The organism is Mesorhizobium sp. B2-4-18 (assembly GCF_006441385.1).
In the GTDB taxonomy this organism is placed as follows: domain Bacteria; phylum Pseudomonadota; class Alphaproteobacteria; order Rhizobiales; family Rhizobiaceae; genus Mesorhizobium; species Mesorhizobium australicum.
Genome location: NZ_VFUW01000001.1, coordinates 653,246 through 679,117 on the forward strand (window position 1 = coordinate 653,246; position 25,872 = coordinate 679,117).

The following is a 25,872-nucleotide window of genomic DNA, read 5'->3' on the forward strand; positions in this document are numbered from 1 at the left end:
CTGCGGGGGCCTCGTTAATGTCGTCCGAGAAAGAGCTTGCGCAACTCCTGGCGCGAAGCGTCGGGCGTCCGTCTTGAGCGCGCGGCCCGATGCCGACATGCCGGCGCGCGGCAGCGGGCGACGCGTGCTGATCGTATGCCATGAGCCGGCGTTTCCGCCGACTTCCGGCGCGGATCTGCGCAACTATCGCAATGCCGTGGCGGCGGCCGCGTTCGGACCGGTCTGCCTGGCCTCGGTGCGGCCCAGGGCCATCGCCATGACCGCGCCCAATCCGCTGATCCGCACCGAGGCGCTGTCGATCGAGGGAGAGCCCCGGACGGCTTCCATCGGATGGTGGCGTATAAGGGAGGAGCATCGCATTTCGCGCGCGGCCCTGGCGCGGCTGGAAGCACTGATCCTCGAATTCCGCCCTGACACCGTGGTGGTCGAGAGCATCGGCCTGTTCAAGCTGCTGCGGCCTTTGCGATCGCTGGCAAAGCAGCTCATCCTCGACATGCACAATGTCGAGTCCGACTTGTCCGCGCAGATGAAACGCGCCGAAGCGACCGCATCGCGCCTTTCCGTCGCCGCATCGGTGCCTGGCATCAGGCATCTCGAAAGAAAGGCGCTCGCCCTTGTCGACAGGGTCTGGGTCTGCTCGAACGAGGATCGCGAGAAGCTGATGCGCTTTGGCGGGCGCGCGATGCCCATCGATGTCGTTCCCAATGGGATTCCCAACATCGAGGCGATTCCCGATGTACTGCCCCCGGAACCGTCGGCCAATAGCGGCTTTCCGGTGATCCTTTTCATCGGTCATCTCGGCTATCCTCCAAACGTCGACGCCGCCGTGCGATTGGCCCGGACCATATTGCCCCGCATCCGCCAGGCCTTGCCCGACGCGAAGCTGGTTCTCGCCGGACGCGGCCCGGAACCGGCCGTGCTGGCCCTGCGCGGGTTGCCCGATGTCGAGCTCGTTGAAGATCCCGAAAGCGTGGGGCCGCTCCTGTCCAGCGCGCATCTCAGCATCATCCCGCTCAGGGCGGGCGGGGGCACGCGCATCAAGATCCTGGAGGCGATGGCCTGGGGGGTGCCGGTGATCGCGACACCGCTCGCGGCCGAGGGCCTGGGCCTGGTCGAGAACGACGAGGTGCTGCTGTCGGCCAGCGACGAAGGCCTGGCCGCCATGGCCGTCCAACTTTCACGCGACGCCGGGCGCCGGGCAAGGCAGCGCGTGCGCGCCAACCAGGCCGTATGGGCAAGGTTTGGCCCGCAGGCGATCCGCGATGCCGTCCGTGCCGGGCTTGTCCTGGACAATGACGGCGATGACGACCAACCATCTCCGATCACCCCATGAGCCGCCGATTATCCCACCGATCCACCAGACGTGGAAGACGGACAGCGTTCCCGAACGCTTCCAGCCTATGCCGAGAGCCGGAAGGGCCTTGGGGCCGCAATGTCCTACCGGTCCGTTCGCACACGCCACGCGGAGCCCGGTTGCCAGGGTCAGTCGTGCAGATCCCGCGCAATCGGCGGACCGACCGAAAATCCGGAGAACGTGACTTCGAAACCTTCACGCTGCGGCGAACAGCACATCAACCCGACATCGACGATCTTCGAGGTCGGGAAATAGGCGAGCCGCACCGGCTTCCAATGGCCGTCGGAAGCATCCAAATACTGGACGCGGACCGCCTCGCCGTGGCGGGTCAGGCGGATCCTGACGCCGTCAGGGCCGGCGGCAATGGCCACCAGCGACCAGTCCGAGGTGTCGTTGGTGACGACGACGGAGAAATAGGCAAGGCCATCGGTGTATTCGATGCCGGCCTTGATCCAGTGCGTTTCGCTCAGCCGGACCATCAGGCCGGCCTGATCGTAAAGCACCTCGTAGTCGCCCTTGACGGTCACTTCGGCGGTGAAATCGCCCTCGACCCGCCGATACAGGAAGTGGCCGTTGTCGCGCCAGAAGCCATAGAAGGTCTCACGCCAGAAATCGGTCTCCTTGCCGGTGCGCACGCGCACGCCATCACCTTCGATGGCATGGTGCGGCGGCGGGTTGAGCCAGGTCAGGTCCTGCAATGTCATCCCTTTGCACCGGTCCGTTTCCAGAGGAAGTGACGGTCCGCCGGCGGTCGGCCGGCGCGCCAGGTTATCCCGCGAACGTATAGGCGGTCTTTACCGTGGTGTAGAACTCCATGGCATAGCGGCCCTGTTCGCGCGGACCGAAGCTCGAGCCCTTGCGACCACCGAAAGGAACGTGGAAATCAACGCCCGCCGTCGGCAGGTTGACCATCACCATGCCGGCTTCGGAGTTGCGCTTGAAATGCGTGGCGTGCTTGAGGCTCGTGGTGCAGATGCCCGAGGTCAGGCCGAACGGCGTGTCGTTGGCGACGGCAAGCGCCTCGTCATAATCCTGGACGCGGATGACACTGGCGACGGGGCCGAAAATCTCCTCGCGCGAACTGCGCATGGCGTTGGTGGCCTCGGTCAGCAGCGCCGGCTTGAGATAGAAGCCCGGCGTCTTGCGGTCGAGCCGTTCGCCGCCGAAAGCGAGCGTGGCGCCTTCACGGACGCCGATGGCGATATAGTCCTCGTCCTGCTTGAGCTGGGTGGCGTCGACGACCGGGCCGATCTGTGTCTGCGCGTCGAGCGCGTCGCCGATCACCAGCTTCTCCATGCGCTCCTTGAGCGCGTCGACGAAACGGTCGTGGATGCCTTTGGTGACGATCAAACGCGACGAGGCCGTGCAGCGCTGGCCGGTCGAGAAGAAGGCGCCGTTCAGCGCGCAATCGACAGCCACCGCGAGATCGGCATCGTCGAGCACGACCAGCGGATTCTTGCCGCCCATTTCAAGCTGGAACTTGCGCATGTGCTCGACGCTTGCCGCCGCGACGCGCTTGCCGGTTCCCACCGAGCCTGTGAAGGAGATGGCGTTGACGTCGGGGCTGTCGAGCATCGCCTGGCCGACCACCGAGCCCTTGCCCATGACGAGGTTGAGCACGCCCTTGGGCAGGCCGGCGCGATGCAGGATGTCGACGATGGACCAGGCGCTTTCGGGAACGAGCTCGGCCGGTTTGAAGACGATGGTGTTGCCGTGGGCCAGCGCCGGAGCGATCTTCCAGGCGGGAATGGCAATAGGGAAATTCCACGGTGTGATGATGCCGACCACGCCGACCGCTTCGCGCGTGATCTCGACGCCGACGCCCGGCCGCACGCTTGGCACCACCTCTCCCGACAGGCGCAATGTTTCGCCGGCAAAGAAATCGAATATCTGGGCGGCGCGGATCGTCTCGCCAATGCCCTCGGCCAGCGTCTTGCCTTCCTCACGCGCCAGATTGCGGCCGAGTTCGTCCTTGCGCGCCATGATCTCGTCGGCCGCCTTTTTCAGCACCGCATGGCGCGCCAGCGGACCGGAGCGGGACCACGCTGGAAACGCCGCCTTGGCCGCCGCTATCGCCTGGCCCGCCTGTTCGACCCCCGCCGAAGCATACTCGCCGACGACGTCGCCGGTATCCGAGGGGTTGATGTTGCGGGAGCCGGCATCGCCGACCCATTCACCATCGATGAGGTTTTTTCGAAACGCTGTCATGTCCTTGCCTTCCTGGCTGTTGGCCGCGCGGCGGCATCTGTCTGAAGTGGTATTTGCCAGACAATTGGCTTGCGGGAAAGCACGCACTGGGCCTGGAGACCGCGACAAAAGTCCCCGGGCCTGCACTCACGTCCTCGCGGCAGCGGCGACAGAGCCGCGTCGCCGAGCAATCCGGCTAACATGGGCGGGCAGCGTTCCGGGTCAAGGCCGGATTGCCCTGTACAGATATGCCCACAATCTTGATTTGCCTGGTGTGGCGTGTCATGCGTCGTCAAGATGGCAGCACTCGAAACGACGATCCAGCGCGCCGGCGCCACCGGCAACGTCAAGGCTACTCGCGAAGACTGGCTGAAGCTGGCGCTTGAAACCCTGATCTCGGACGGCGTCGAACGCGTCCGCGTGCTGACGCTTGGCGAGCAACTCGATGTCTCGCGCTCGAGCTTCTACTGGTATTTCAAGAGCCGGCAGGATCTGCTCGACCAGTTGCTGGACCATTGGCGGCAGACCAATACCCGATTCATCGTCGAGCGTGCCGCACGCCCTTCCGCGACTGTCATTCGTGGGGTGATGAGCATTTTCGAATGCTGGGTGGACGAAAAGCTGTTCGACCCCCGGCTGGATTTCGCCATCCGGGCATGGGCTCGACGCTCCCCCACCATCCGGCGTGCGCTCGACGAGGCCGACGAAGAACGCGTCACTGCCATCCGCGGCATGTTCTTGCGTCATGGCTATGAGGAGGAAGACGCGTTCGTTCGCGCTCGCGTGCTCTATTTCATGCAGATCGGCTACTATTCGCTCGAACTCAACGAACCGATGAGCAGTCGCCTGCCGCATGTTGCCGCGTATCTGCGCAGCTTCACCGGCCAGGAGCCTTCGGCTGCGGATGTCGAGGATTTTTCGCGCTACGTCGCGAAAGCGGTCTCCGGCGGCCGGTAGCCCGAAGACTCCGAACTCGTGATCCCGATAGCGCTTCGCCATGGAACGAAGAACAGGCGGCGATAGGATGGTAGGTTCCGGCTAAAGCGTAAACGACCAGAACAGGCAGGCCAGCGTGGCGGCGGCAAAGATCACGAAGAACAGGCTGCGCAGCAGCACGTTGCGGCGCAACTCGTTCATGACGAAGTGGCAACCGACGACCGCCACGGCAAACAGGAACCGCCAGTTCAACAACGCCAGAAGAGCGCTGCCCTGACCGAAGGCCCATCGGGCGAGCAGGCCGCCGACGATGGTGGCGAACAGCACGATGACAGTCCAGAAGATCGCATCGGCGGCATGGAGGAGGACGATACTGGCCGCGCGGATCGGCAGGATCATCATCAACAGCGCGCTGAAGAAAAAAATTGCCGCAAGCGGAATGAACGTTCCGGCGTCGGCGATGCCGTCGAGACGCTTGACGCCGATCGCCCCATAGGGATAGCCGTGACGGGCCACCGCAAGGCTCAGCGCCATGAGCAAGGCGGTCAAGACGGAGACGAGTGCGAAGGTCGTGAGGGCTTTGCTCATGGGGTTCCTGTCCCGAACGAATCAGACAGGAACCGGTGTAACCGATGGTCGTAAATTGGGCGTAAGCTTTCACCCGCCGCCGGCATCCGGAAGGGGATAACCGTCAGGGCAAAGCCACTCGGCGACGACCAGGTCGACCGCAGCCCGCGCCGCCCGCCTCCGGCAGATCAGCTCCAGGCGTGCAGCGGCGGATTCTCGCCGTTGAGGAAATATTTGCCGAGGATCGAATATTTCCAGCGCACCGGATCGTGCAGCGTGTGCGTGCGGGCGTTGCGCCAATGGCGATCGAGATTGTGCTCGGCCAGCGTCGAGCGCGTGCCGGCCAGTTCGAACAGCTTGTTCGTTGCCGCGATGGCGATTTCGGTCGACAGGATTTTTGCTTCCGCGGTGACGATCTGAGCATGCGCGACCGTTTCGGCTGTCGGCTCGGCCACCGCCTTGTCGATGGCATGGCCGGCCTTTTCGAGCAGCGCCTGCGCCGCGTGCAGGCGCAGCGTGAGGTCGCCGACAGCCTGGATGGTATAGGGATCGTCCCAGGCATTGTCGAAGCCGCTGTCGATCCAGGCGCGGCTCCTGGTCCTGACAAAGTGAACCGTCTCGTCGATCGCCGCCTGGGCGATCCCGGTGTCCACCGCCACCTGGATTATCTGGAAGATGGCGCCGTCGGCGGTCGGCTTGTCGTAGCCCTTGTAGCCCGGCACCAGATACGTCTTCGGCACCTTGACGTTGTCGATGATGACGGTGCCGGAGAGCGTCGTGCGCTGGCCGAAGCTCGACCAGTCGTCGATAATGGTCAGGCCGGGCGCGCCACGGTCGGCGATGGCATACCAGGCGCGACCTTCGTCATCGAGCGCCACGATCGGCACCAGATGGGCAAGCAGCGCGCCGGACGAATAGAATTTGCGGCCGTTGACGACGACATGGTCGCCGGCGTCGGTGAAGCGGGTCTCGAAATCGGCGGCGCGCTTCGAACCGAACTCGGAAAAGGCGTTGCCGAACCGGGTGCCCTTCAGCGCCTCGGTGAACAGCAGCTTCTGCTGTCCCACATCCGACACGGTGCGGATGGCCGCGATGACGCCGAGATGGTTCTGCGCGACCTGGCCGATTGAGGAATCGGCCGCCGAGATGATCTCGATCACCTTGACCAGCGTCGCATAGGACAGTTCCGGCCCGCCGAATTCCTTCGGCACATTGATCGACCACAGGCCGCTTTGGGAGAAGGCGTCGAGCTCGGCAACCGGCCAGATACGCTCGCGGTCGCGCCTGGACGCCCCCTTGACGAATTCGGCGGCGAGCGCATGGGCGATGGCGATCGCCTCCGCATCGTCCCTGATGATGTGTGCTGGTGCCGAGGGCCTTGCGACCGGCGGTACGGCGGCGGAAGCATGGTCTGTCTTGACGGTCGAGACGGTCATTTCATTGCTCCTTCAAATTTCGGTTCAGGCAACGGCGTGGAGACGGGATGGCTTGGCGGCGGGCGACGGCTGCTGGCCGAGATAGAGCGCCCTGATATCCTCGCGCTGGCGAAGATCGGCGGCCGCGCCGGACAGGACCGAGACGCCGTTTTCGAGCACAGTGGCGTGGTCGGCATAGCGAAGCGCGACCGCCGAGTTCTGCTCGGCGACCAGGATCGACAGACCGGTCTCGCGGTTGAGTTTTTTCAGCGTCTGAAAGATGTCTTGCACGATGAGCGGGGCAAGCCCCATCGAGGGCTCGTCGAGAACCAGCAGGCGCGGCCGCGACATCAGCGCGCGGCCGATGGCAGTCATCTGCTGTTCGCCACCGGAGGTGAGGCCGGACAATGTCCGGCGCTTTTCCCTGAGACGCGGAAAATAGGAATAAACCCGTTCGAGATCCGCGTTGATTTCGGCTCGGCGGCCGCTGCGGCCGATGCCGCCGGCGACCAGGTTTTCCTCGACGGTGAGGCTCTTGAAACAGTGACGGCCTTCCAGCACCTGGACCAGCCCGGCGCGTACGAGATCGCCCGGCTTGCGGCGCGAGACATCCGAGCCATCATAGCGGATGGAGCCGGCGTTGACCTGGCCGCGCTCTGCCGGCAGCAGGTTGGAGACGGCCTTCAACGTCGTGGTCTTGCCGGCGCCGTTGGCACCGAGCAGCGCCAGAATCCCACCCCGCCTGATCTCGAAGCTGACGCCATGCAGCGCCGTGATGGCGTTGATATAGGTGGCGTGGACCGCGTCCACGGCCAGGATGATGTCGTCGTTCGGCATGGCTGTTTCCGTGCTTTGCGGATGGGCCGGGCGCCGCGGATGGTGTCCACGGCACCCGGCCCGGAGATCAGTTGGTGGTCACGGCGTTGGCATCGTCGGCGGTGCGCAGCTTGATGCCCTTCTCGGCGGCATAGGCCTCGGCCGACTTCTCGATGATCGGCCGCAGCAGCGCCCAATCCGGCGCGATCCAGTCGGAAACGACGTTCCACTTCTTGCCGTCCCACTGCTGGAAGGTCACGTAGCCCTCGCCCTCGTGGTTATCCCAGCTGACATTGATCGAGTGGAACAGGGCCTTGGCGCCGAGCGTCTCGACCTTGGCCGGGTCGAGCTTGAGGTGTTCGAAGCCCCAGCGGACTTCGTCGCCGGTCAGCGTGCGATGGCCGAACTTCTCCTGCGCGACGCGGATCGCCTCGACATTCAGGATGCCGTTGACGATGCCGAGATTGTGGTAGACAGAGCCGATGCGCGACTTGTCTTCGAGATTGCCCTTGCCGGCGCCGTAGACGGTCTTCACGATCTCCTGCACCACCGGATAGGTGTTGCCCGAGGCCTGGGTGGTGATGGCGGTGTAGCCCTTGGCGGCATCGCCGGCGGGGATGACGTCCTCTTCCGAATTCGACCAGACATTGCCGACGATGTGGTCGACGGGATAGCCGACCTTGACCGCCGTCTTCAGCGCCACCGGGTTCATCACGCCCCAGCCGCGCAGGACGACGAAATCAGGCTTGGCGCGGCGGATGGTCAGCCATTGCGACTGCTGTTCGTTGCCGGGATGCGGCACCTCGATCTGCTGCACGGTGAAGCCATATTTCTGCGCCAGCAAATCATATATCGGGATGGTCTCCTTGCCGTAGGGCGAGCCGTGATAGAGCACGACGATCTTCTTGCCCTTGAGCTTGTCGATGCCGCCTTCCTTGGCGGCGATATAGTTCACGATGCCTGACGTCTCGCTGTAGGGGTTGAGCAGCAGCGGGAAGACGTAAGGGAAGACGCGCCCGTCGGTGGAGTCGGTGCGGCCATGGTTGACCGTGATCAGCGGCACCTTGTCGGCGGTGATAGGTCGATCATCGCATAGGCGATGCCCACTGAGAGCGGGTTCCAGGCAGCGGCACCCGCATGGCTCTTCTGCCGCTCGTAGCATTCGACGCCGCGCTCGACCTCATACTGGGTCTCACACTCGTCCCAGGTCAGCTTGACGCCGTTGACGCCGCCGTCGCGGATGTTGATGAGGTTGAGATAATCGATGAAGCCGCCGAAGAAGCCGGTGCCGCCGGCCGCGTAGGGTCCGACGCGATAGCTCTGCAGCGGGAAATATTGTTCGTCGGCATGAGCTGATGGCAAGGCCACCGACACGATCATCGCCGCGGACAAAACCGCCGCCTTGATGGTGCTGAGGAAGGTCATGGCTAGGTACTCCCGGTATGGGCCGTCTTTGGTCCGGCCTCTGGTTCATCTTCGAATAGGATTCTGGACTGCGAGGGCTCAGGTCGATTGCCAAGCGAACAGGAGCCGTCTTCGGATCCTGTCCCACAGGGCCACCAGCCCGTCGGGTTCGAGGATCAGAAACAGGATGATGAGGAGGCCGAGCACGATGCGCTGGCTCATGTCGAGCACGCCCGAATCGAAGATATCGCCAAGCAGGAAGCCGCCGAGGCGCGACAGTGCGAGCGGAAAGACCACGATCAGGGCGGCGCCGAAGAATGCGCCGCGGATCGAGGCGAGGCCGCCGATGATGATGATGAACATTATCTGGAACGAGCGGTCGAGATCGAAGCCATCCGGCTCTACGGTCCTGAGATAAGCGAACGCCCAGATGACACCGGCGACGCCTATGACGAAGGACGAGATGGCAAAGGCCAGAAGCTTGGTCTTCAAGACCGGGATGCCGATGATGCGGGCGGCGGTCTCGTTGTCGCGGATGGCGATGAAGTTTCGTCCCGTCTGCGACGACACCAGCCGATAGGCGAAGAAGGTCAGGATGACGACGATGGTCAGCGCAAAGAAATAGCGGCCGACGGGGCCATCGAGTGTGAAGCCTGAAAACGACAGCCTGGGCGCGTCGATGACGCCGGATGCAGAGTTGTTGGAAAACCAGCTGAACTTGGTCAGCGCCCATTGAACGAAGAACTGCGCGGCAAGCGTCGAAACCGCCAGGTAAAAACCTTTCAGCCGCAGGCTCGGCAAGCCGAAGACGATGCCGATCGCGGCGGCCACGATGCCGGCGAGGAAAATGCTGCCGATCAGTGGCAGGCCTTCGACGCGCAGGTTGAAATTATAGGCGGCAAAGACGCCTGCCGCCATGAAAGCGGCGCTACCCAGCGAAACCTGGCCGGCATAGCCGGTCAGGATGTTGAGGCCGACACCGGCGAGGCTGAGCGCCAGGAACGGCAGCAGGATGGCCTCGAACAGGTAGCTCGAGCCGATCAGCGGCACGACGCCATAGGCGAAGGCGAGCAGGAGTACGGGGGCCACCCATTTCGGCAGCACCGTCACGGCGGAAAAGTCGCTTGCAGTCGCGGCCATGGCTCAGACCCTTTCGACGAGCTTTTGGCCGAACAGGCCGGAAGGACGGATCAGGAGGAAGACAAGCGCGACGACATAGGCGAACCAGCTCTCGATGCCGCCGCCGAAATAATCGCCGATATAGACCTCAGCGAGCTTCTCGCTGGCGCCGATTAGGAGCCCGCCGACAATGGCGCCAAGAATGGAATCGAAGCCGCCAAGCACCAGCACCGGCAGCGCCTTGAGCACCACCAGCGACAGCGAGAACTGCACCCCTAGGCGGGCGCCCCAGAGCAGCCCGGCGACCAGCGCGACTAGGCCAGCCGCCGCCCAGACGGTGGCCCAGATCAGTGGCAGACGCAGGCCAACCGCGAGTGCGGCGAACTGGTCGTCGGCGACGGCGCGGAAGGCGAGGCCGATGCGGGTGTAGCGGAAGAACAGCGACAGCAGGAGAACCATGCCGGCCGCGACCACCGCCGCAAAAATATCGAACTGGCTGATCAGCACGCCGCCGACTTCCAGCGGCACATCCTCGATGCCGAGGTCAAGACCATGGACCTGCGTGCCCCAGATCAGTTGGGCGGCGCCCTCGATGATGTAGGACAGTCCAAGCGTCGCCATGAACAGGGTGATCGGCGGCTTGTTGGTTAGCGGCCCCAGCACCGTGCGCTCGATGGCGATGCCGATCGCCACCATGATGGCGAACGTTGCCACCAACGCCAGTGCAAACGGAACACCGCGTTCGACAAGGCTGACGAAGGTAAGGGCGGCGAACAGCAGCATCGCGCCTTGGGCGAAGTTGAGCACGCCCGAGGTCTTGTAGATCAGCACGAAGCCGATCGCGACCAGCGAATACATGACGCCGGAGAGCAGCCCGCCGACGAGCACCTCGATGAAGAACTGATAGTCGAAGTCGGCGATCATATGCCCGCCCCGTCCTCATTGTCTGAGGCGACGCCCAGATAGGCATCGATGACGCGCTGGTCGTTGCGGACCTCGTCGGGTGTGCCGTCGGCAATCTTGCGGCCATGGTCGAGAACGGCGACACGGTCGGACAGGCCCATGACGACGCCGACATCGTGTTCGATCAGGACGACGGTCGTGGCAAAGCGGTCACGCGCGGCGCGCACGAAAGCAGCCATTTCGCTTTTCTCACCTGATGTCATGCCGGCCATCGGTTCGTCGAGCAGCAGCAGGCGCGGCTCCGCGACCAGCGCCCGGGCGAGTTCGACCCGCTTCCGCAGCCCGTAGGGCAGCGTGCCGGCAAGACGATCGCGCACGGCGGTGAGGTCGAGAAATTCGAGAATCTGATCGGCGCGGCTGCGTGTCTCACGTCGCTCGCCGCGCGATCGTCCGATGCCGAGCACCTGGCCGGCGAAGTTGGAACGGACCTTGTAGGCAAGGCCGGTGGCGACATTGTCGAGGACGCTCAGTCCCTTGAACAAAGCAAGGTTCTGGAAAGTCCGGGCGACGCCGAGATGCGCCAGCCGCTGCGTCGGCACCTGCGCATAGTCGATTCCGGCAAGCTGGACCTGGCCGCGATCCGGCCGGTAGACACCGCTGATGACATTGATCAGCGAGCTCTTGCCGGCGCCGTTCGGGCCGATAATGGCGCGGATTTCACCTGATCGAACAGACAGATCGATATCGGCCAGCGCGACGACGCCGCCGAACGACAGGCCGATGGCCTGGAGTGAAAGCATCGGAGATGTGGCCACCGCAGCGCCTGTTACCGGTGCGGTATGACCTTCGGACGGCTGCAGCGCCGAGGGCAGGCCGCGCGCGAAAACTTCCGGCGCATAGACCGAGGCTTCCATCACGCCTATGGCATAGCTGGGCAACGGCATTCCAATCGTCCTCGATTTCGCCCGCAGGCGCACGAATTCTCGATGCCGCCCGAAAAGATCGAGCGCGCTTGAAAACCTTCATTCGGGTGCTGGCCGGATTACCCGGCCAGCCTTGGAGAGATGACTATTCCGCTGCCAGCGAAGCCGCCTGCCCGGCATCCTCCAGCTCGCGAACGAGCGGGATGACATGCTTGCCGAAATACTCGACCTCTTCCTGGAAATGCAGGAAGCCGAGCAGGATGAGATCAGCGCCGGCGCTCTTCAAATCGACGATGCGCTCGGCAACCTGTCTCGGCGTGCCGATCAGGTTGGAGCGAAAACCGTCATTGTACTGGACGAGGTCGTCGAAGGAGGACTTCGCCCAATTGCCCTCGCCTTCCGGCGAGGCCTTGCCGGCGTTCTTGACCTCGTGGCCGAAGGCGTTGACCGCTTCCGGATTGGCCCTGGCGATGATCTCTGCAAGCACCGCCTTGGCCTCGTGCTCGGTCTCGCGGACAATGGCGAAGGCGTTGACGCCGACCTTGACGGAATGATTGCTGGCCTTTGCCTTGGTCTTGAGATCATCGACCTGTTTGGCGATTTCGGCCGGCGTGTTGCCGTTGGTGAAATACCAGTCGGAGACGCGTGATGCCATGTCGCGTGCCGCGCGCGACGAGCCGCCCTGGAAGATCTCGGGCAGCGGCCGCGGCGGCTTCGGTTTCAGCGAGTATTCGTTGAAGCGGTAGAAGTCGCCTCGGAAGGTGAAGCTGTCTTCAGTCCATATGCCGCGCAGCGCACGGATGAATTCCTCGGAGCGACGGTAGCGCTCATCATGGTCGAGCCAATGCTCACCGATGGCGTGGAACTCGCCACGGAACCAGCCGGAGACGAGATTGATGGCGACACGGCCGTTGGTCAGGTAGCTGATGGTGGCAATCTGCTTGGCCGCCAGCGCGGGATTCCAAGGGCCGGGCAGGATCGCGGCGATCACCTTCAGCGTCGTGGTGGCGGCCAGCAGGTCATGGCTGAATGCCACCGATTCATGCTGCTCGTCGGCGCCGTAGCCGGCGGTGAAACGGATCTGGCTCAGCGCGTAGTCGAAACCGGCCTTTTCGGCGATCTGTGCCAGCTTGCGGTTGTACTCGGCTGAATGGCTGGTGCGCTGCTCGATGTCGGAGATCACCAGGCCGCCCGAAACATTGGGCACCCAGTAGGCGAATTTGACCGCGTCGGTTCCTGCATGTGCCATGAATTGTCTCCCAGTCAGGCTGTTGATCGGTCCAGCCGCAGCCGGTGTCGCTATATTTATTATGTTTATGGAATTTATATACAAAGGAGGATTTTCCGTTTTTGGCGCACTTGCGGGACGGAAATACCAATTTTGCCCGGCCATGCCGGCTTGCGGTTGTCAGCCCGCGACCGCAACGCCCCCGGCATTGGGGCCAACCGCTCCGCCTGAAGAAGATGTGTCGAGCAGCCCCGCGATCTCGACCGAGACCCTTTGGGCATGGCGAGCAACCTCCGGCAGGCCCATGAGTTCGCCAAAGGTGCCTCGCGCCAGCGGACCGGCGACGAAAAGCCCGACAACCGCCTTGTCATCGCCACCGACGGCGCGACTATCGAAGCTCGTCTCGATACCGAGCCCGTATGCGTCCGCCCTGATCAGACTGGCCTCAGTCAGGGAACGCAGCGCCGGATTTGACTGGAGCGCCTGCCCGTGGGCCGGCCCCGTCGTGTTGATGACGGCATCAAAGCTTGCCGTCTCGATTCGCGTCTGTCCGCGCCGTTGGAAGCTGACCGCGAGGCTGTCGCCCTCGTCGTTCGACGCGACAAGCCGGGCGGCAATGGTGTCGAATGTGCCGGCGGTCTGGCGGCGGTCGAGCACGGAAGCCACCTGCGGTGCGATCCTGAAGCGATGCACGTCCCAGAACACGCGCAGCTGGCGGACCAGCCTTGCCCGCTCTTGCGGAGCGAGGGCGGACCACAGCACCGGCCCTTGCATGCGCAATTGGTCAAAGACCGACTGCCAGTTGACGTTGGCGGCTCGCGCCGCGGCCAGCGTGGCGCGAATGTTCTTCAGCAGGCCAAGTGCGGATGTGGCCGGCACCGACGCAAAGTCGCCGAAGGGCTCATGTCTGATATCCGGGTGGCCGCGCGAACGCAGTCCGCGGCGCGACAGCGCCAGGATGCGGCCGCGATGACCCCGGCGGTCAAGCTCGGCCACCATGTCGGCCGAGGTCAGTCCGGAGCCGACGATCAGGACCGACGCCTCCGGCCCGATCCCAGCGAGTGCCGACGGCGCGTAGGGATCGGCGATGAAGCCAGGTGCTTCAGCCAACAGGGCAAGTGCTGCCGGGATGGCCGGCAGAGGATGAGTCGCGGCGAGCACGACGATGTCGGCCGCGACAGGTCCGGCTAAGGTCTGTACGGTCCAGCCCGCGCCGTTGGCTCGAATTACCCGGGTGGCCTGAGCTTCGACATGACGGATAGCGCCCGATTCGAGCCAAGGTGCGAGCTGCTCGGCGACATAGCGACCGAACACCCGCCGGCGCGGAAATACGTCGCCGTTCTTCCACAGCGCATCCGGGTCCCGCTCGATTTCGCCACTGCCCTCCAGCCAGCGCGCAAAATGCTGCTGGTCTTCGGGAACCATGCTCATCCGGACGGCCGGGACGTTGACGCGGTGCGACGGCTCATCGCTGGAATAGGCAAGACCGCCGCCGAGCGCGGAACGCGGTTCGATCACCGAGATCGACAGGCGCTCCGGCCCATGCGCCCGCGCAAGGTGCCAAGCGACCGCCGCGCCGGAAAAACCACCGCCGATTATGGCGACGCGCGATCGGCGGACCGGAGGCAGCGCGTTCACGAGGCGCTGGCGAGCGACTTCGGCCGATGGTCACCGGCAATGGTCTCGCCGAACGGCCCGGTATTGACCGACGACCCGGCCGACTTGACCGGATGATCGGTCGGCAGTTTCGGCAGCACCAGTTCGCCGAAGCGATAGGCTTCCTCCAGATGCGGGTAGCCGGACAGAATGAAGGTGTCGATGCCGAGGCGACGGTATTCATCGATGCGCTCGGCGATCGTATCCGGGTCGCCGACCAGTGCCGTTCCCGCACCGCCGCGCACCAGGCCGACGCCGGCCCATAGATTGGGCGCGATCTCGAGCTTGTCACGGTTGCCGCCATGCAGCGCGCTCATGCGCGCTTGGCCGACCGAATCCATGCGGCCGAACACTTTCTGCGCCGAAGCGATCGTCGCGTCGTCGAGCCGACTGATCAGGCTGGCGGCGGCGGCCCAGGCCCGTTCAGTGGTTTCACGGGCGATGACATGCAGACGAATGCCGAAGGAGAGTTTGCGGCCGGCCTTGTCGGCCAGTCCGCGCACGGCATCGAGCTTGCGTCCGACGTCGGCCGGGGGTTCGCCCCAGGTCAGATATTTGTCGATTTCCTGCGCCGCGACTGCCGATCCAGCATCCGATGAGCCACCGAAATAGAGCGGCGGATAGGGCGCCTGCACCGGCGGGAACAGCAACCTTCCGTCCTCGATGCGGAAATGCTTGCCCTGGTGCTCGACCGTCTCACCGCTCAGCACCCGTTTGTAGATCTGGAGGAACTCCTGCGTCACCTCATAGCGCTCGGCATGCGAGAGAAAGATCCCATCGCCCTTGTTTTCCAGCGGATCGCCGCCGGTGACGACATTGATCAACAGGCGGCCGTTGGAGATGCGGTCGAGCGTGGCTGTCATGCGCGCGGCAAGCGTCGGCGACTGCAAGCCGGGCCGTACGGCGACGAGGAAACGCAGCCGCTCTGTCAGTGGCGCCAGCGCCGAGGCAATCACCCAGGAATCCTCGCAGGCCCGGCCGGTCGGCAACAGCACGCCGTAATAGCCAAGCGTGTCGGCCGCTTTCGCCACTTGCGACAGATAGGGCAGATCGACGGCCCTGCCGCCCTCGGTCGTGCCGAGATAACGGCTGTCGCCATGCGTCGGCAGGAACCAGAGAACCTTGATGCGGTCGGGGACATCTTGGGTCATGCCTTGCCTCCTGTGGTTCGGTGGCAGCGGCCCGGCTCCGGCACGGTTGAGAGTAAACGCGGAAATGCTGGCATGGCGTGGTCCTGTGCAGGAAACAGATCGCCCATGCAGATTGCTTATTCTATAAATTCTGTAGAGTTAGTTTATTCTAAATCCGCGCACGCAATTGGAAATTCTTCCTCATGCCCGCCGCCTGGGAGCGGAGAGGACCGGCTCGACCGCGTTGACGTTGTCCTTGCGCCGCCTTGGAAAGGGTCGGCGGCCTCCTTCCAGGCGTCGAGTGAATTGGCCACCCCCCCATTGTCGACAGGGACGCCTCCGCATTGGGTGCATTCCAATTTACGTTCCAATATACTCCGATCATTTCTGGTGAACGAACGCTGCGGATTTGCCATGGACCTTGACCCTTCGACCCTCAATCGGGCTTTGCCGCTGCGCGATCAGATCTATCAGAAGATCCGCAACCTGATCGTCGTCGGACAGATGAAGCCGGGGGAAGTGATCAACGAGGTGGCCATCGCCGAAGCGCTCGGCGTTTCGCGCACCCCGGTGCGGGAAGCGGTGAAGCGCATCAGCGACGAAGGCCTGGTCAATATCCTGGCGCAGACCGGCACCTATGTCGCGCCGATCAGCCGCGCCGACCTCGAGGAGGCCTACGTCATCCGGCGGGCGCTGGAAATGGAGAGCGCCAGGCGCGCGGCCATCAAGCTCACGCCGGCATCCGCCGAATTGCTGGAGGACAATATGGCGGCGCACAAGCTCGCCATCGCGCGCGGCCGATATGCCACCGCGATCCAACTCGACGATGTCTTTCATCGCACCATCGCCGAAATCTGCGGCCTGCCGATGATCTGGCGAGCGGTCGACATCTCCAAGGCGCAGATGGACCGCGGCCGCTATCTCGCCATTCCAAAGCCCGGCTATGGCGAACAGACGATCGAGCAGCACGAAACCATTCTCGATGCCCTGAAGCGGCACGATGCCGAGGGCGCCGCACAAGCGATGGAACACCACCTCGAAACCTCTTTCCGCAACACGCTCGAAGTCGCCGCGGACCTTCTCGGCTGAAGCCTTCTCGGCGTCTGGCAGCGCTGCGGCCCCCGGGACGCTTGACGTCAACGCTTAGTTAGCTTTCCAAGCGGGCGAGTCGTTTGCCAAGCCCGCGCATGAAGCGTAAGATCAGCCATCGGCCGCCGTTTGTCCGGATGCAGCCGACAGTAAGAGGGTACATGCTCTTGCCCGATAGGGAGAAGAGCCATGCCTCAATCCACCTTTCGCAACCATATTCTGAAAACCCTCACGCCTGAGGATTTCGGGCTTTTACGGCCGTCGATGCATCACGTCGAACTGGCCATCAAAGCCCGGCTGGAGATCGCGCATCAGCCGATCGAGCATGTCTATTTTCCCGAAACCGGTATCGCGTCGGTGGTCGCCGCCATGACCGGAGGGCGGCAAAGCGAAGTCGGCATCATCGGCCGCGACGGCATGACCGGGGTAGCGGTCGTTCTCGGCCAGGACCGATCTCCCAATGAAACCTATATTCAAGTCGCCAGCAACGGCTGGTGTCTGCCGGTTGAACGTCTGCGCATTGCGATTGCCGAGAGCCAGACCCTTCGCCCGTCGCTGCTTCGCTACGCCCACGCATTCCTGGTCCAGTCGTCGCGAACGGCGCTGGTCAATGGCCATTCGAAAATCGAGGAACGGCTCGCCCGCTGGTTGCTGATGGTCAACGATCGCGCTGAAGGAGATATCATCTACCTGACGCATGAATTTCTGGCGACCATGCTTGGCTCCAGGCGCCCGGGCGTTACCACCGCCCTCCAAATGCTCGAATATCGGGGGCTGGTTCATGCCAAGCGCGGCGAGATCACGATCGTCGACCGTACCGGAATGATAAAACTCACGGATGGTGCCTATGGCGAGGAGGAGCAACATCACTTCAGCGCAGGGGCTGGCTGATTGTCTGGAACCGGACATAGGCTTGAAGACCACCGAAGTCCTGCCGTAAACCATGTTGGTCAGGGTTCAGGGAGGAATTCTCGATGACCAACTCTTTTCACTCCATCACGGTTGAAAGAGCCGCCGAAGCCTATGTTCTTTCCAGGGGCAAGGCACGCTTTCTCTCCATTGCGCAGGCAATACGCGCCATCCGAACACTCATACCCGCATGCAGGGCTACCGACGGCGAGTTGGAGGAGTTGCTGGCGACCGCATCCCTCGTTCACGGCGTACCCGTGGCGTTCGACACAAACTCGGCCGATGGCGTAGCGCCGCAACTCCATTCGTAGGGGGCGGAGATGCCTGCGCTCGCGCAGACGCCTACCCTGTCGGACGTTCGCCAAGCGATTGTCCGCTGCCTGATCGACACCGTCGACAGGCCTTGCATTTCGATATCCGAGGTGAGCCACGAGGTGAGGAGAATGTTCCCGCTTTGCGAACTCACGGATTGGGAACTTGGCGATCTCATTGCGCGAAGCGCGATCGACGCGGGATTTGCCGTCGAGTTCGGCGCTGACGTTCCGTGATCGCGCAAATCAGGCATCGCCAATGGTTGAACAGGTCGGAGATGTCCCGCCGAAACAAAGCGTTTCCTTGCCCTGGAAGGTAACTGGTGGAGCCAATCGGGATCGAACCGACGACCTCTTGAATGCCATTCAAGCGCTCTCCCAACTGAGCTATGGCCCCACTCCCGGCAGTCAGCCGGCGCCGTTTCCGGCGAGAGATCGGCGCGGGTTGGAAGACCGCGCCGTTAGTGCAGGCGGCTTCTAACCCCGCCATTCCCAGATATCAAGCCTTCATCGGCGGCTTTTTCTTCACAGGGCGTGAAAGCCGGCAAACGCTTACGTTCGAAGCCTTTGTCAGACTTCGTCGTCGTCGTCGCCGACGCCGATCATGTCGGAAACGTCGTCGTCTTCTTCCTCTTCGTCGGCAAGGAAGGTGTCATCCTCGTCGTCGCCGAGGTCGACGTCATCCTCGTCGTCACCGAGATCGGGAAGATCGTCGCTCTTGGCGTCGTCTTCCGCCTCTTCGAGCGAGACGACCTCGACACCCTCTTCCTCCTCGGCGTCCACTTCCTTCTCGGCCACTTCCTCTTCCTCCTCGACGGCGGCGATCTTGCCTTCCTCGAAATAGGAGCGCGGATAGGTCTTGCCCGTATAGGGCGAGACGATCGGGTCCTTGTTCAGGTCGTAGAATTTCCGGCCCGTTTCCGGGTCGATGCGTTTTGTGCCAAGTTCGGTTTTTGCCACGGCAAGCCTCGTCGATAAAAGAGTGGTCCCCTTAACCACAGTTTGCAGCGCTGTCAAAGCGAAAAGCCGGCGTCACAAAACCAAGCACTGAAAGGCCTCGCGCCAAGTGACAAGCATGGGGATGACCATTTCGCCCCGCCGTGATACGAGACCGCCGCAACAAATGAAAAGCGCCGGCACGCCGGCAATCCGTCCAGGGAAATTCCATGTCTCACGCCGCCGCTGCCAAGCCGGCCACTGCCCGCAAGTCACCAGCCCTTTCCGGCACGGCCCGCGTGCCGGGCGACAAGTCGATCTCGCACCGCTCGTTCATGTTCGGCGGGCTCGCCTCCGGCGAAACCCGCATCACCGGCCTGCTCGAGGGCGAGGATGTGATGCGCACGGGCGCGGCCATGAAGGCGATGGGCGCGCATATCGAGAAACGCGGCGCCGAGTGGGTGATCCGCGGCACCGGCAACGGCGCGCTGCTGCAGCCGGAAGGTCCGCTCGATTTCGGCAATGCCGGCACCGGCTCGCGGCTGACCATGGGGCTCGTCGGCACCTACGACATGGAGACGACTTTTATCGGCGATGCTTCGCTGTCGGGCCGGCCGATGGGTCGCGTGCTCGAACCGCTGCGCCAGATGGGCGTGCAGGTGCTCAAAGCCACGCCCGGCGACCGCATGCCGATCACGTTGCATGGGCCGAAGCACGCGGCCCCGATCACCTACCGCGTGCCGATGGCCTCGGCGCAGGTGAAGTCGGCGGTGCTGCTGGCCGGGTTGAACACGCCCGGCATCACCACCGTCATCGAACCTGTCATGACGCGCGACCACACGGAAAAGATGCTCAAGGGCTTTGGCGCCAACCTGTCGGTCGAGACCGACGAACGCGGCGTGCGCCACATCTTCATCGAAGGCCAGGGCAAGCTGACCGGCCAGACCATCGCCGTGCCGGGTGACCCGTCCTCGGCCGGCTTCCCGCTGGTGGCGGCGCTGATCGTGCCGGGTTCCGACATTGTCATCGAAAACGTGCTGATGAACCCGACCCGCACCGGGTTGCTTCTCACGCTGCAGGAAATGGGCGGCCAGATCGACATCTTGAACCCGCGCAATGCCGGCGGCGAGGATGTCGCGGACCTGCGCGTTCGTTACTCCGAGCTGAAAGGCGTCGCCGTGCCGCCCGAGCGGGCGCCGTCGATGATCGACGAATACCCGGTGCTGGCCGTTGCCGCCAGCTTCGCCGAGGGCGAGACGCTGATGCAGGGGCTGGAGGAACTTCGGGTGAAGGAATCCGACCGGCTGTCGGCGGTCGCCAACGGGCTGAAGCTCAACGGCGTCGACTGCACCGAGGGCGAAGCTTCGCTTGCCGTGCGCGGCAAACCAGGCGGCAGGGGATTGGGCGGCCACCCCAACGACCGGGATACGACGGTGCAGACCCATCTCGACCACCGCATCGCCATGAGCTTTCTGGTGATGGGCCTGGCGACTGAAAAGCCTGTAACCATTGACGACGCGGCCATGATCGCGACGAGCTTTCCGGAGTTCATGGACTTGATGAAGGGGCTGGGCGCGGAGATCGAGCGATAGTGGCAATCGCAAACCTTGGGGATTGGCTGGCGACATCCCGTGCTTCGTCATTCTGGGGCGAAGCAAGGAGCGCAGCGACGCGGCGCAGATCCCAGGATGACGAAGTCGCGGGGGCCTATTTCCATGCGTAAGGCGTCTGCCCGCCAATGACCCACCCCTTCACCATCGCCATCGACGGACCGGCCGGCGCGGGCAAAGGCACGCTCGCCCGCCGTCTCGCCGATCACTACCGCCTCAACCTGCTCGACACCGGCCTGACCTATCGCGCCGTCGCCCATGCGCTGCTGCGGCTGGGCCTACCGCTCGACAATGTCTCGGCGGCAGAAACCGCCGCCCGCCAGGTCGATCTGGCAAAGCTCGACCGCGCGGTGCTGTCGGCGCATGCGGTTGGCGAGGCCGCCTCGAAGGTCGCGGTTTTCCCTACGGTGCGGCGCATCCTGGTCGAAAAGCAGCGCGACTTCGCAAGGACGCCGCCGGGCGCGGTGCTGGACGGGCGCGACATCGGCACGGTCGTGTGCCCCGACGCCGACATAAAACTCTATGTGACGGCAAGTGCCGAGGTGCGCGCCAAGCGCCGGCTGGCTGAGATCGAAAGCATCGGCGGCACCGCCGATTTCGCCGAAATCCTTGCCGATATCCAGCGTCGCGACGAGCGCGACATGGGCCGGGCGGACTCGCCGCTGAAGCCGGCGGCCGACGCGCACTTGCTTGATACCAGCGAAATGGCTATAGAAGCCGCGTTTCTCGCGGCCATGTCCGTCATCGACGACGTGCTGGCCAAGAGAAACAAGGCCTGATCCGGGTTTCATGCTGCTTCCGGTTGCCGGAGGCGAAGAAAATACCCATATCGGGCACGAACCAGCCTGCCTGCATTCTTCATGCGCCGGAATTGCCGCTTGAAAAGCGGCCCAGGGCTTTTGCAGCCCGGAACGCCGGCAGGCCAACGCAACGCTAACCCACGGCGCCCGCCCCGCGAAAAATGCGGGGTACTCCAGGAGAAACAATGTCTGCTGCAAATCCCACTCGCGATGATTTCGCGAGCCTGCTCGAAGAATCATTTACCACCGGTCATTCCGGCGAAGGCCAAGTCGTCAAGGGCACGATTCTGGCGATCGAAAAAGACATGGCCATCATCGATGTCGGCCTCAAGGTCGAAGGCCGTGTGCCGCTGAAGGAATTCGGCGTCAAGGGCAAGGATTCGACGCTCAAGGTCGGCGATACGGTCGAAGTCATGGTCGAGCGCATCGAAAATGCGCTGGGCGAGGCCGTGCTGTCGCGCGACAAGGCGCGCCGCGAGGAGAGCTGGGTCAAGCTCGAAGAGAAGTTCACCAAGGGCGAGCGCGTCGAAGGCGTCATCTTCAACCAGGTCAAGGGCGGCTTCACCGTCGACCTCGACGGCGCCGTGGCCTTCCTGCCGCGCAGCCAGGTCGATATTCGCCCGATCCGCGACGTCTCCCCGCTGATGCACAACCCGCAGCCCTTCGAGATCCTCAAGATGGATCGCCGCCGCGGCAACATCGTCGTGTCGCGCCGTACCGTGCTTGAGGAGAGCCGCGCCGAACAGCGTTCGGAAATCGTGCAGAACCTCGAGGAAGGCCAGGTTGTCGAAGGCGTCGTCAAGAACATCACCGATTACGGTGCGTTCGTCGACCTCGGCGGCATCGACGGCCTGCTGCATGTCACCGACATGGCATGGCGCCGCGTCAACCATCCGACCGAAATCCTCAACATCGGTCAGACGGTCAAGGTGCAGATCATCCGCATCAACCAGGAAACCCACCGCATCTCGCTCGGCATGAAGCAGCTCGAGAGCGATCCGTGGTCCGAGATCGGCACCAAGTTCCCGATCGGCAAGAAGATCAAGGGCACCGTCACCAACATCACCGACTACGGCGCGTTCGTCGAGCTGGAGCCGGGCATCGAGGGCCTTATCCACGTTTCGGAAATGTCGTGGACCAAGAAGAACGTGCATCCCGGCAAGATCCTGTCGACGACGCAGGAAGTCGACGTGGTGGTGCTCGAAGTCGATCCGGCCAAGCGCCGCATCTCGCTCGGCCTCAAGCAGACGCTCGAGAATCCGTGGCAGGCTTTCGCCTCGAGCCATCCGGTCGGCAGCCAGGTCGAGGGCGAGGTCAAGAACAAGACCGAGTTCGGCCTGTTCATCGGCCTCGAAGGCGACGTGGACGGCATGGTGCACCTGTCCGACCTCGACTGGACCCGTCCGGGCGAGCAGGTCATCGAAGAGTACAATCGCGGCGACATGGTCAAGGCGCAGGTGCTCGACGTCGACATCGACAAGGAGCGCATCTCGCTCGGCATCAAGCAGCTGGCCAAGGACACGGTCGGCGAAGCCGCGACGTCAGGCGAACTGCGCAAGAACGCCGTCGTTACCTGCGAAGTCATCGGCGTCAAGGATGGCGGTCTGGAAGTGCGGCTGGTCGACAGCGGCATCGAGACCTTCATCAAGCGCTCCGACCTCAGCCGCGATCGCGACGAGCAGCGCCCCGAGCGCTTCACCGTCGGCCAGAAGGTCGACGCCCGCGTCATCGCCTTCGACAAGAAGACCCGCAAGCTGCAGGTCTCGATCAAGGCGCTGGAAATCGCCGAAGAGAAGGAAGCCGTCGCACAGTACGGCTCGACCGACTCCGGCGCTTCGCTGGGCGACATCCTGGGTGCCGCGCTGAAGAAGCAGGGCAACTAAGGATTAACCGCTTGCCGCACGATTTTCGTGCGGCTTGAACAAAGACCCCGCCGGATCGCTCCGGCGGGGTCTTTCTTTACGGCAAGATAAACTTCCTCGCGTATTTGGCAGTCGTCCCGGGAAGCCTTCCATGTGCAATGACGACGACAGGGCCGCAGCGCAATCTTCGTGGCTGCCGCGTCTTTATATGAGCGCACCGGCCCTTTTCTGCTTCTGCGGCATGGTGACGGTGATGATCGTCCTCTGGTCCCTGGGCTTCCGGCTCAATGCCGATGCGGACGACCTTCTCAAAATACACGAGATCCGCACCTTGCTCGAGACCGGGAATATCTTCGACCGGACAATGCCCGGCATTGCCCAGCCCGAGCCCTACATCTCGCACTGGCCATGGATCGTGGACCTGCCCTATGCCGCTTTTGCGTGGCTGCTCGCGCCGTTCGCCGGCTTCGAGCCGGCGCTGATGGCAGCAAGCTTTGTCGTGCCGCTGCTCCTGTTTGTACCCGCGCTCTACTTCTACAACCGGCTGATTGTCGCGATGGGCTTTGCCTATCCGGCCATTGCATTGCCGTTGGCCTTGATCTTCGCCGCGCGCACCTTCTTCGAATACGCGCCGGGGCGGATCGACTATCACAATCTGCAGATATTGCTTCTGCTTGCCGCCCTGGTCCTGTTGCTGTCGCGGAATCGCCTTTCGCCCTTCGTCAACGGCTTGCTGACAGCCCTGGCAATCGCGATCAGCGCCGAGTTCGCACCGTTCTTCGCCCTGGTGATGGCCGTCTACGCCTTCGACTGGATCGCCGGCCGCGACGAGAGTGCGACAGGGATCACCGGCTTTGGAGTGGCCTTGGCGATCGGCGCGATCGGCCTGTTCGCCGCTACCGTCGCGCCCTCGGCCTATGCCGCGGTCAAATGCGATACCTATTCCGCGCCGCATGTGCTGGCGCTGACCGCCGCCGGGCTCTCATTCGCCGTCGTACCTCGGCTTGTCGGCACGCGTGGCGGCTGGGCAATGCGGGCCGCGCTTCTGCTGGTGTTCGCCGCCATCAGCCTGGTGGCGCTGGTGAAACTGTTTCCGCAATGCCTGGACGGCCCTTACGCGTCGATGGACGCCTATGTCCGCGACAACATGCTCAACAGAATTCTTCAGGAGCTGAGTCTATTCCGGCGTTCCGATTTCGTCCTGTCGTCAGGCTTTCCCAGCATGTTGCTGCTGTTCGTCGGCGCGCTCGCGCCGGTCGTCATCTGCACCGGGTCGCATGGCCGCAGCCGGCCTCTGGTCATACTGGCCCTGTTTTCGCTGCTCGGATTGGTGCTGGCGATCGACTATCTCCGCTACTTCCGCTATCTCCCGATTTTCTCCGGCATCGGCCTGATCTTCGTGCTGGAGAGCCTGCTGCCGCAAGGTTCGGGGCTGCGGCGCTACTTGAAATCTCCCGTGCCGGCGCCATCGCGCAAATACGCATTGATCCTGCCCGGTCTGGTTTTGTCCGGGGCCATGGCGCTGTACCATCTGGCGGTCAGACCCTCCCAAGCGGCGATACCCGCCGCCGAATTCGCCGACAGTTGCGACCTCGATCATTTCGGAGCGCAACGGGGTTGGCCGTCGGGCGCCATCGTCTTTTCGCCACCGCTCATCGGATCGCATTTCGTCGCGCTGGCCGACGGCCCCAAGGTGGTGACGATCCCAAACCACCCTTCGGCCAAGGGCATCGAACGGAGCTACCGCTTTCTCGACCCCATGACCGCCGACCCGCGTGCGATTCTCGACGCGTCGAAGGCGACACATGTCGCGATCTGTGCCTGGCGAGGCGCGCCGTCGCCAGGTCTCGAAGCCGCCTACCCTTTCGCGGCGGCCCTGATGGAAGGCAAGCCGCCGGCTTGGTTGAGGGAGTGTCCCACGGACGCTTCATCGCCGCTGCGTATCTACAGCTACCGCAACGCCGATGGATCCGACGCCGGCTGCCCGGCTTCGACGCTCTCCGCTCAGGCCCTGCCGTAGAGCGGCACCAGCGTTCCGCTCATTGCCTGATTGGCCGGCGAGGCGAGATAGGCGATTGCCTCGGCCGCTGCTTCGAGGCTGACCCATTTGGTGAAATCGGCATCCGGCATGTCGGCGCGGTTGGCCGGCGTGTCGAGCGTCGATGGGGCCACCGCGTTGACCAGGATGCCCTGGGCCTTCAATTCTTCCGCCATCGCGACCGTCATGGCCGCGACCGCCGCCTTGCTGGCCGTATAGGCGACCATGCCGGCGCCGCGGCGCGGGTCGAGCCCGGCGCGTGCCGTGACATTGACGATGCGACCGGCAGTATCCGACGCCAGCATCGAGCGGATGGCGGCGCGGCTGCACAGGAAGGCGGTGCGGGCGTTGGTGTCCATCATCTCGGCAAACGACGCCGATTCGATCTTCTCCACCGGCGCCATGGCAAAGCCGCCGGCCAGATGGATCGATCCCCACAAGGCAGGAACCTGGCTGTAGAACGCCTCGACCTTGGCGGGGTCCGAGAGATCGACATTGTGCGCCAGTTTGACATTGTCGTGCGTGGTGAAGGGGAAGTGCTGAGGTGCCGCGGCATGCGCGTTCGGCACGTGGCAGATCGCGCCCTGTTCCAGCAGTCTGCCGACCACCGCCCCACCGAGCGCGCCGGTTCCACCGGTCACAACGATGTGCCTGCCTTCAAGTGTTTCCGTCATCCTGG

Annotated in this window: 23 protein-coding genes, 1 tRNA gene and 1 pseudogene; 10 read left to right on the plus strand and 15 right to left on the minus strand. The window is 63.6% G+C overall.

All coding sequences use genetic code 11. The features are described 5' to 3' along the window. Positions 1-73: 73 nt before the first annotated feature. Positions 74-1,333: a glycosyltransferase family 4 protein gene (locus tag FJ527_RS02995; protein WP_246677674.1), complete on the plus strand. Its 1,260-nt coding sequence runs from the start codon at positions 74-76 to the stop codon at positions 1,331-1,333. Positions 1,334-1,482: 149 nt separating this feature from the next. Here the strand turns inward: FJ527_RS02995 and FJ527_RS03000 are convergent, their stop codons facing one another. Beyond that, complete coding sequence (locus FJ527_RS03000) at positions 1,483-2,058, minus strand: DUF1349 domain-containing protein (protein ID WP_015314240.1); 576 nt, start codon at positions 2,056-2,058, stop codon at positions 1,483-1,485. 64 nt (positions 2,059-2,122) lie between these two features. Next, on the minus strand, positions 2,123-3,562 hold the full coding sequence (locus tag FJ527_RS03005; protein WP_140660037.1) for an aldehyde dehydrogenase family protein: 1,440 nt from the start codon (positions 3,560-3,562) through the stop codon (positions 2,123-2,125). 276 nt (positions 3,563-3,838) lie between these two features. Between FJ527_RS03005 and FJ527_RS03010 the strand changes: the two genes are divergently transcribed. Continuing rightward, positions 3,839-4,498, plus strand: a complete 660-nt coding sequence (locus tag FJ527_RS03010) for a TetR/AcrR family transcriptional regulator (protein ID WP_181166268.1) — start codon at positions 3,839-3,841, stop codon at positions 4,496-4,498. 81 nt (positions 4,499-4,579) lie between these two features. On the opposite strand, the gene FJ527_RS03015 is transcribed toward FJ527_RS03010, so the two are convergent. The 10 genes and pseudogenes from FJ527_RS03015 to ssuD form a co-directional block, all read right to left on the minus strand. Beyond that, a complete protein-coding gene (locus FJ527_RS03015; RefSeq protein WP_015314243.1) occupies positions 4,580-5,065 on the minus strand; it encodes a hypothetical protein in 486 nt (161 codons plus the stop codon). Between the two features lie 167 nt (positions 5,066-5,232). Next, positions 5,233-6,480 carry an SfnB family sulfur acquisition oxidoreductase gene (locus FJ527_RS03020; protein WP_140821616.1) on the minus strand — a complete coding sequence of 416 codons (1,248 nt, stop codon included), beginning with the start codon at positions 6,478-6,480 and terminating at the stop codon, positions 5,233-5,235. A 24-nt stretch (positions 6,481-6,504) separates the two neighbouring features. Then, positions 6,505-7,296 carry an ABC transporter ATP-binding protein gene (locus FJ527_RS03025; RefSeq protein WP_140821618.1) on the minus strand — a complete coding sequence of 264 codons (792 nt, stop codon included), beginning with the start codon at positions 7,294-7,296 and terminating at the stop codon, positions 6,505-6,507. 67 nt (positions 7,297-7,363) lie between these two features. Continuing rightward, positions 7,364-8,700 (minus strand): annotated as a pseudogene (locus FJ527_RS03030) (ABC transporter substrate-binding protein). A gap of 78 nt (positions 8,701-8,778) precedes the next feature. Next, complete coding sequence (locus FJ527_RS03035) at positions 8,779-9,819, minus strand: branched-chain amino acid ABC transporter permease (RefSeq protein WP_140821620.1); 1,041 nt, start codon at positions 9,817-9,819, stop codon at positions 8,779-8,781. A 3-nt stretch (positions 9,820-9,822) separates the two neighbouring features. Further along, positions 9,823-10,722 (minus strand): branched-chain amino acid ABC transporter permease, encoded by a 900-nt coding sequence (locus FJ527_RS03040; RefSeq protein ID WP_140821622.1) that lies wholly within the window; start codon positions 10,720-10,722, stop codon positions 9,823-9,825. After that, complete coding sequence (locus tag FJ527_RS03045; protein ID WP_140821624.1) at positions 10,719-11,645, minus strand: ABC transporter ATP-binding protein; 927 nt, start codon at positions 11,643-11,645, stop codon at positions 10,719-10,721. The genes FJ527_RS03040 and FJ527_RS03045 overlap by 4 nt, the downstream gene beginning before the upstream one ends. Before the next feature lie 124 nt (positions 11,646-11,769). Then, complete coding sequence (gene sfnG, locus FJ527_RS03050; protein ID WP_140714317.1) at positions 11,770-12,873, minus strand: dimethylsulfone monooxygenase SfnG; 1,104 nt, start codon at positions 12,871-12,873, stop codon at positions 11,770-11,772. A gap of 159 nt (positions 12,874-13,032) precedes the next feature. After that, positions 13,033-14,490 (minus strand): FAD/NAD(P)-binding protein, encoded by a 1,458-nt coding sequence (locus FJ527_RS03055; protein ID WP_140821626.1) that lies wholly within the window; start codon positions 14,488-14,490, stop codon positions 13,033-13,035. Further along, complete coding sequence (ssuD, locus tag FJ527_RS03060; RefSeq protein WP_140821628.1) at positions 14,487-15,659, minus strand: FMNH2-dependent alkanesulfonate monooxygenase; 1,173 nt, start codon at positions 15,657-15,659, stop codon at positions 14,487-14,489. Before ssuD ends, FJ527_RS03055 begins: the two co-directional genes overlap by 4 nt. A gap of 393 nt (positions 15,660-16,052) precedes the next feature. On the opposite strand from ssuD, the gene FJ527_RS03065 reads away from it, so the two are divergent. From FJ527_RS03065 to FJ527_RS03080, 4 genes are all read left to right on the plus strand, one after another. Further along, a complete protein-coding gene (locus FJ527_RS03065) occupies positions 16,053-16,727 on the plus strand; it encodes a GntR family transcriptional regulator (protein WP_140614973.1) in 675 nt (224 codons plus the stop codon). Positions 16,728-16,916: 189 nt separating this feature from the next. Then, positions 16,917-17,618, plus strand: a complete 702-nt coding sequence (locus FJ527_RS03070) for a Crp/Fnr family transcriptional regulator (protein ID WP_140821631.1) — start codon at positions 16,917-16,919, stop codon at positions 17,616-17,618. Positions 17,619-17,701: 83 nt separating this feature from the next. Then, positions 17,702-17,947 carry a hypothetical protein gene (locus FJ527_RS03075; RefSeq protein ID WP_015314254.1) on the plus strand — a complete coding sequence of 82 codons (246 nt, stop codon included), beginning with the start codon at positions 17,702-17,704 and terminating at the stop codon, positions 17,945-17,947. Positions 17,948-17,956: 9 nt separating this feature from the next. Continuing rightward, positions 17,957-18,184, plus strand: a complete 228-nt coding sequence (locus FJ527_RS03080; protein WP_015314255.1) for a hypothetical protein — start codon at positions 17,957-17,959, stop codon at positions 18,182-18,184. Between the two features lie 84 nt (positions 18,185-18,268). On the opposite strand, the gene FJ527_RS03085 is transcribed toward FJ527_RS03080, so the two are convergent. After that, positions 18,269-18,344, minus strand: a tRNA-Ala gene (locus tag FJ527_RS03085). 173 nt (positions 18,345-18,517) lie between these two features. Further along, a complete protein-coding gene (locus FJ527_RS03090) occupies positions 18,518-18,907 on the minus strand; it encodes a TIGR02300 family protein (RefSeq protein ID WP_015314256.1) in 390 nt (129 codons plus the stop codon). A gap of 206 nt (positions 18,908-19,113) precedes the next feature. On the opposite strand from FJ527_RS03090, the gene aroA reads away from it, so the two are divergent. The 4 genes from aroA to FJ527_RS03110 all read left to right on the plus strand — a co-directional run bounded on the left by aroA (position 19,114) and on the right by FJ527_RS03110 (position 25,175). After that, positions 19,114-20,475: a 3-phosphoshikimate 1-carboxyvinyltransferase gene (gene aroA / locus FJ527_RS03095; protein WP_140821633.1), complete on the plus strand. Its 1,362-nt coding sequence runs from the start codon at positions 19,114-19,116 to the stop codon at positions 20,473-20,475. A 146-nt stretch (positions 20,476-20,621) separates the two neighbouring features. Beyond that, complete coding sequence (cmk, locus tag FJ527_RS03100) at positions 20,622-21,272, plus strand: (d)CMP kinase (protein WP_140614979.1); 651 nt, start codon at positions 20,622-20,624, stop codon at positions 21,270-21,272. Between the two features lie 206 nt (positions 21,273-21,478). Next, positions 21,479-23,176: a 30S ribosomal protein S1 gene (rpsA, locus tag FJ527_RS03105; protein WP_015314259.1), complete on the plus strand. Its 1,698-nt coding sequence runs from the start codon at positions 21,479-21,481 to the stop codon at positions 23,174-23,176. 130 nt (positions 23,177-23,306) lie between these two features. Continuing rightward, positions 23,307-25,175 carry a hypothetical protein gene (locus FJ527_RS03110; RefSeq protein ID WP_140821635.1) on the plus strand — a complete coding sequence of 623 codons (1,869 nt, stop codon included), beginning with the start codon at positions 23,307-23,309 and terminating at the stop codon, positions 25,173-25,175. Here the strand turns inward: FJ527_RS03110 and FJ527_RS03115 are convergent. After that, positions 25,160-25,867, minus strand: coding sequence for an SDR family NAD(P)-dependent oxidoreductase (locus tag FJ527_RS03115; protein ID WP_140614983.1), 708 nt, complete (start codon positions 25,865-25,867; stop codon positions 25,160-25,162). The genes FJ527_RS03110 and FJ527_RS03115 overlap by 16 nt on opposite strands. Between the last annotated feature and the right edge of the window lie 5 nt (positions 25,868-25,872).

Bases quoted from the DNA above. Each gene is read 5' to 3' on its own strand.
- FJ527_RS03000 (WP_015314240.1), bottom strand. From the start codon at position 2,058: ATGACATTGCAGGACCTGACCTGGCTCAACCCGCCGCCGCACCATGCC.
- FJ527_RS03005 (WP_140660037.1), bottom strand. From the start codon at position 3,562: ATGACAGCGTTTCGAAAAAACCTCATCGATGGTGAATGGGTCGGCGAT.
- FJ527_RS03010 (WP_181166268.1), top strand. From the start codon at position 3,839: ATGGCAGCACTCGAAACGACGATCCAGCGCGCCGGCGCCACCGGCAAC.
- FJ527_RS03015 (WP_015314243.1), bottom strand. From the start codon at position 5,065: ATGAGCAAAGCCCTCACGACCTTCGCACTCGTCTCCGTCTTGACCGCC.
- FJ527_RS03020 (WP_140821616.1), bottom strand. From the start codon at position 6,480: ATGACCGTCTCGACCGTCAAGACAGACCATGCTTCCGCCGCCGTACCG.
- FJ527_RS03025 (WP_140821618.1), bottom strand. From the start codon at position 7,296: ATGCCGAACGACGACATCATCCTGGCCGTGGACGCGGTCCACGCCACC.
- FJ527_RS03035 (WP_140821620.1), bottom strand. From the start codon at position 9,819: ATGGCCGCGACTGCAAGCGACTTTTCCGCCGTGACGGTGCTGCCGAAA.
- FJ527_RS03040 (WP_140821622.1), bottom strand. From the start codon at position 10,722: ATGATCGCCGACTTCGACTATCAGTTCTTCATCGAGGTGCTCGTCGGC.
- FJ527_RS03045 (WP_140821624.1), bottom strand. From the start codon at position 11,645: ATGCCGTTGCCCAGCTATGCCATAGGCGTGATGGAAGCCTCGGTCTAT.
- sfnG (WP_140714317.1), bottom strand. From the start codon at position 12,873: ATGGCACATGCAGGAACCGACGCGGTCAAATTCGCCTACTGGGTGCCC.
- ssuD (WP_140821628.1), bottom strand. From the start codon at position 15,659: ATGACCCAAGATGTCCCCGACCGCATCAAGGTTCTCTGGTTCCTGCCG.
- FJ527_RS03065 (WP_140614973.1), top strand. From the start codon at position 16,053: ATGGACCTTGACCCTTCGACCCTCAATCGGGCTTTGCCGCTGCGCGAT.
- FJ527_RS03070 (WP_140821631.1), top strand. From the start codon at position 16,917: ATGCCTCAATCCACCTTTCGCAACCATATTCTGAAAACCCTCACGCCT.
- FJ527_RS03075 (WP_015314254.1), top strand. From the start codon at position 17,702: ATGACCAACTCTTTTCACTCCATCACGGTTGAAAGAGCCGCCGAAGCC.
- FJ527_RS03080 (WP_015314255.1), top strand. From the start codon at position 17,957: ATGCCTGCGCTCGCGCAGACGCCTACCCTGTCGGACGTTCGCCAAGCG.
- aroA (WP_140821633.1), top strand. From the start codon at position 19,114: ATGTCTCACGCCGCCGCTGCCAAGCCGGCCACTGCCCGCAAGTCACCA.
- cmk (WP_140614979.1), top strand. From the start codon at position 20,622: ATGACCCACCCCTTCACCATCGCCATCGACGGACCGGCCGGCGCGGGC.
- rpsA (WP_015314259.1), top strand. From the start codon at position 21,479: ATGTCTGCTGCAAATCCCACTCGCGATGATTTCGCGAGCCTGCTCGAA.
- FJ527_RS03110 (WP_140821635.1), top strand. From the start codon at position 23,307: ATGTGCAATGACGACGACAGGGCCGCAGCGCAATCTTCGTGGCTGCCG.
- FJ527_RS03115 (WP_140614983.1), bottom strand. From the start codon at position 25,867: ATGACGGAAACACTTGAAGGCAGGCACATCGTTGTGACCGGTGGAACC.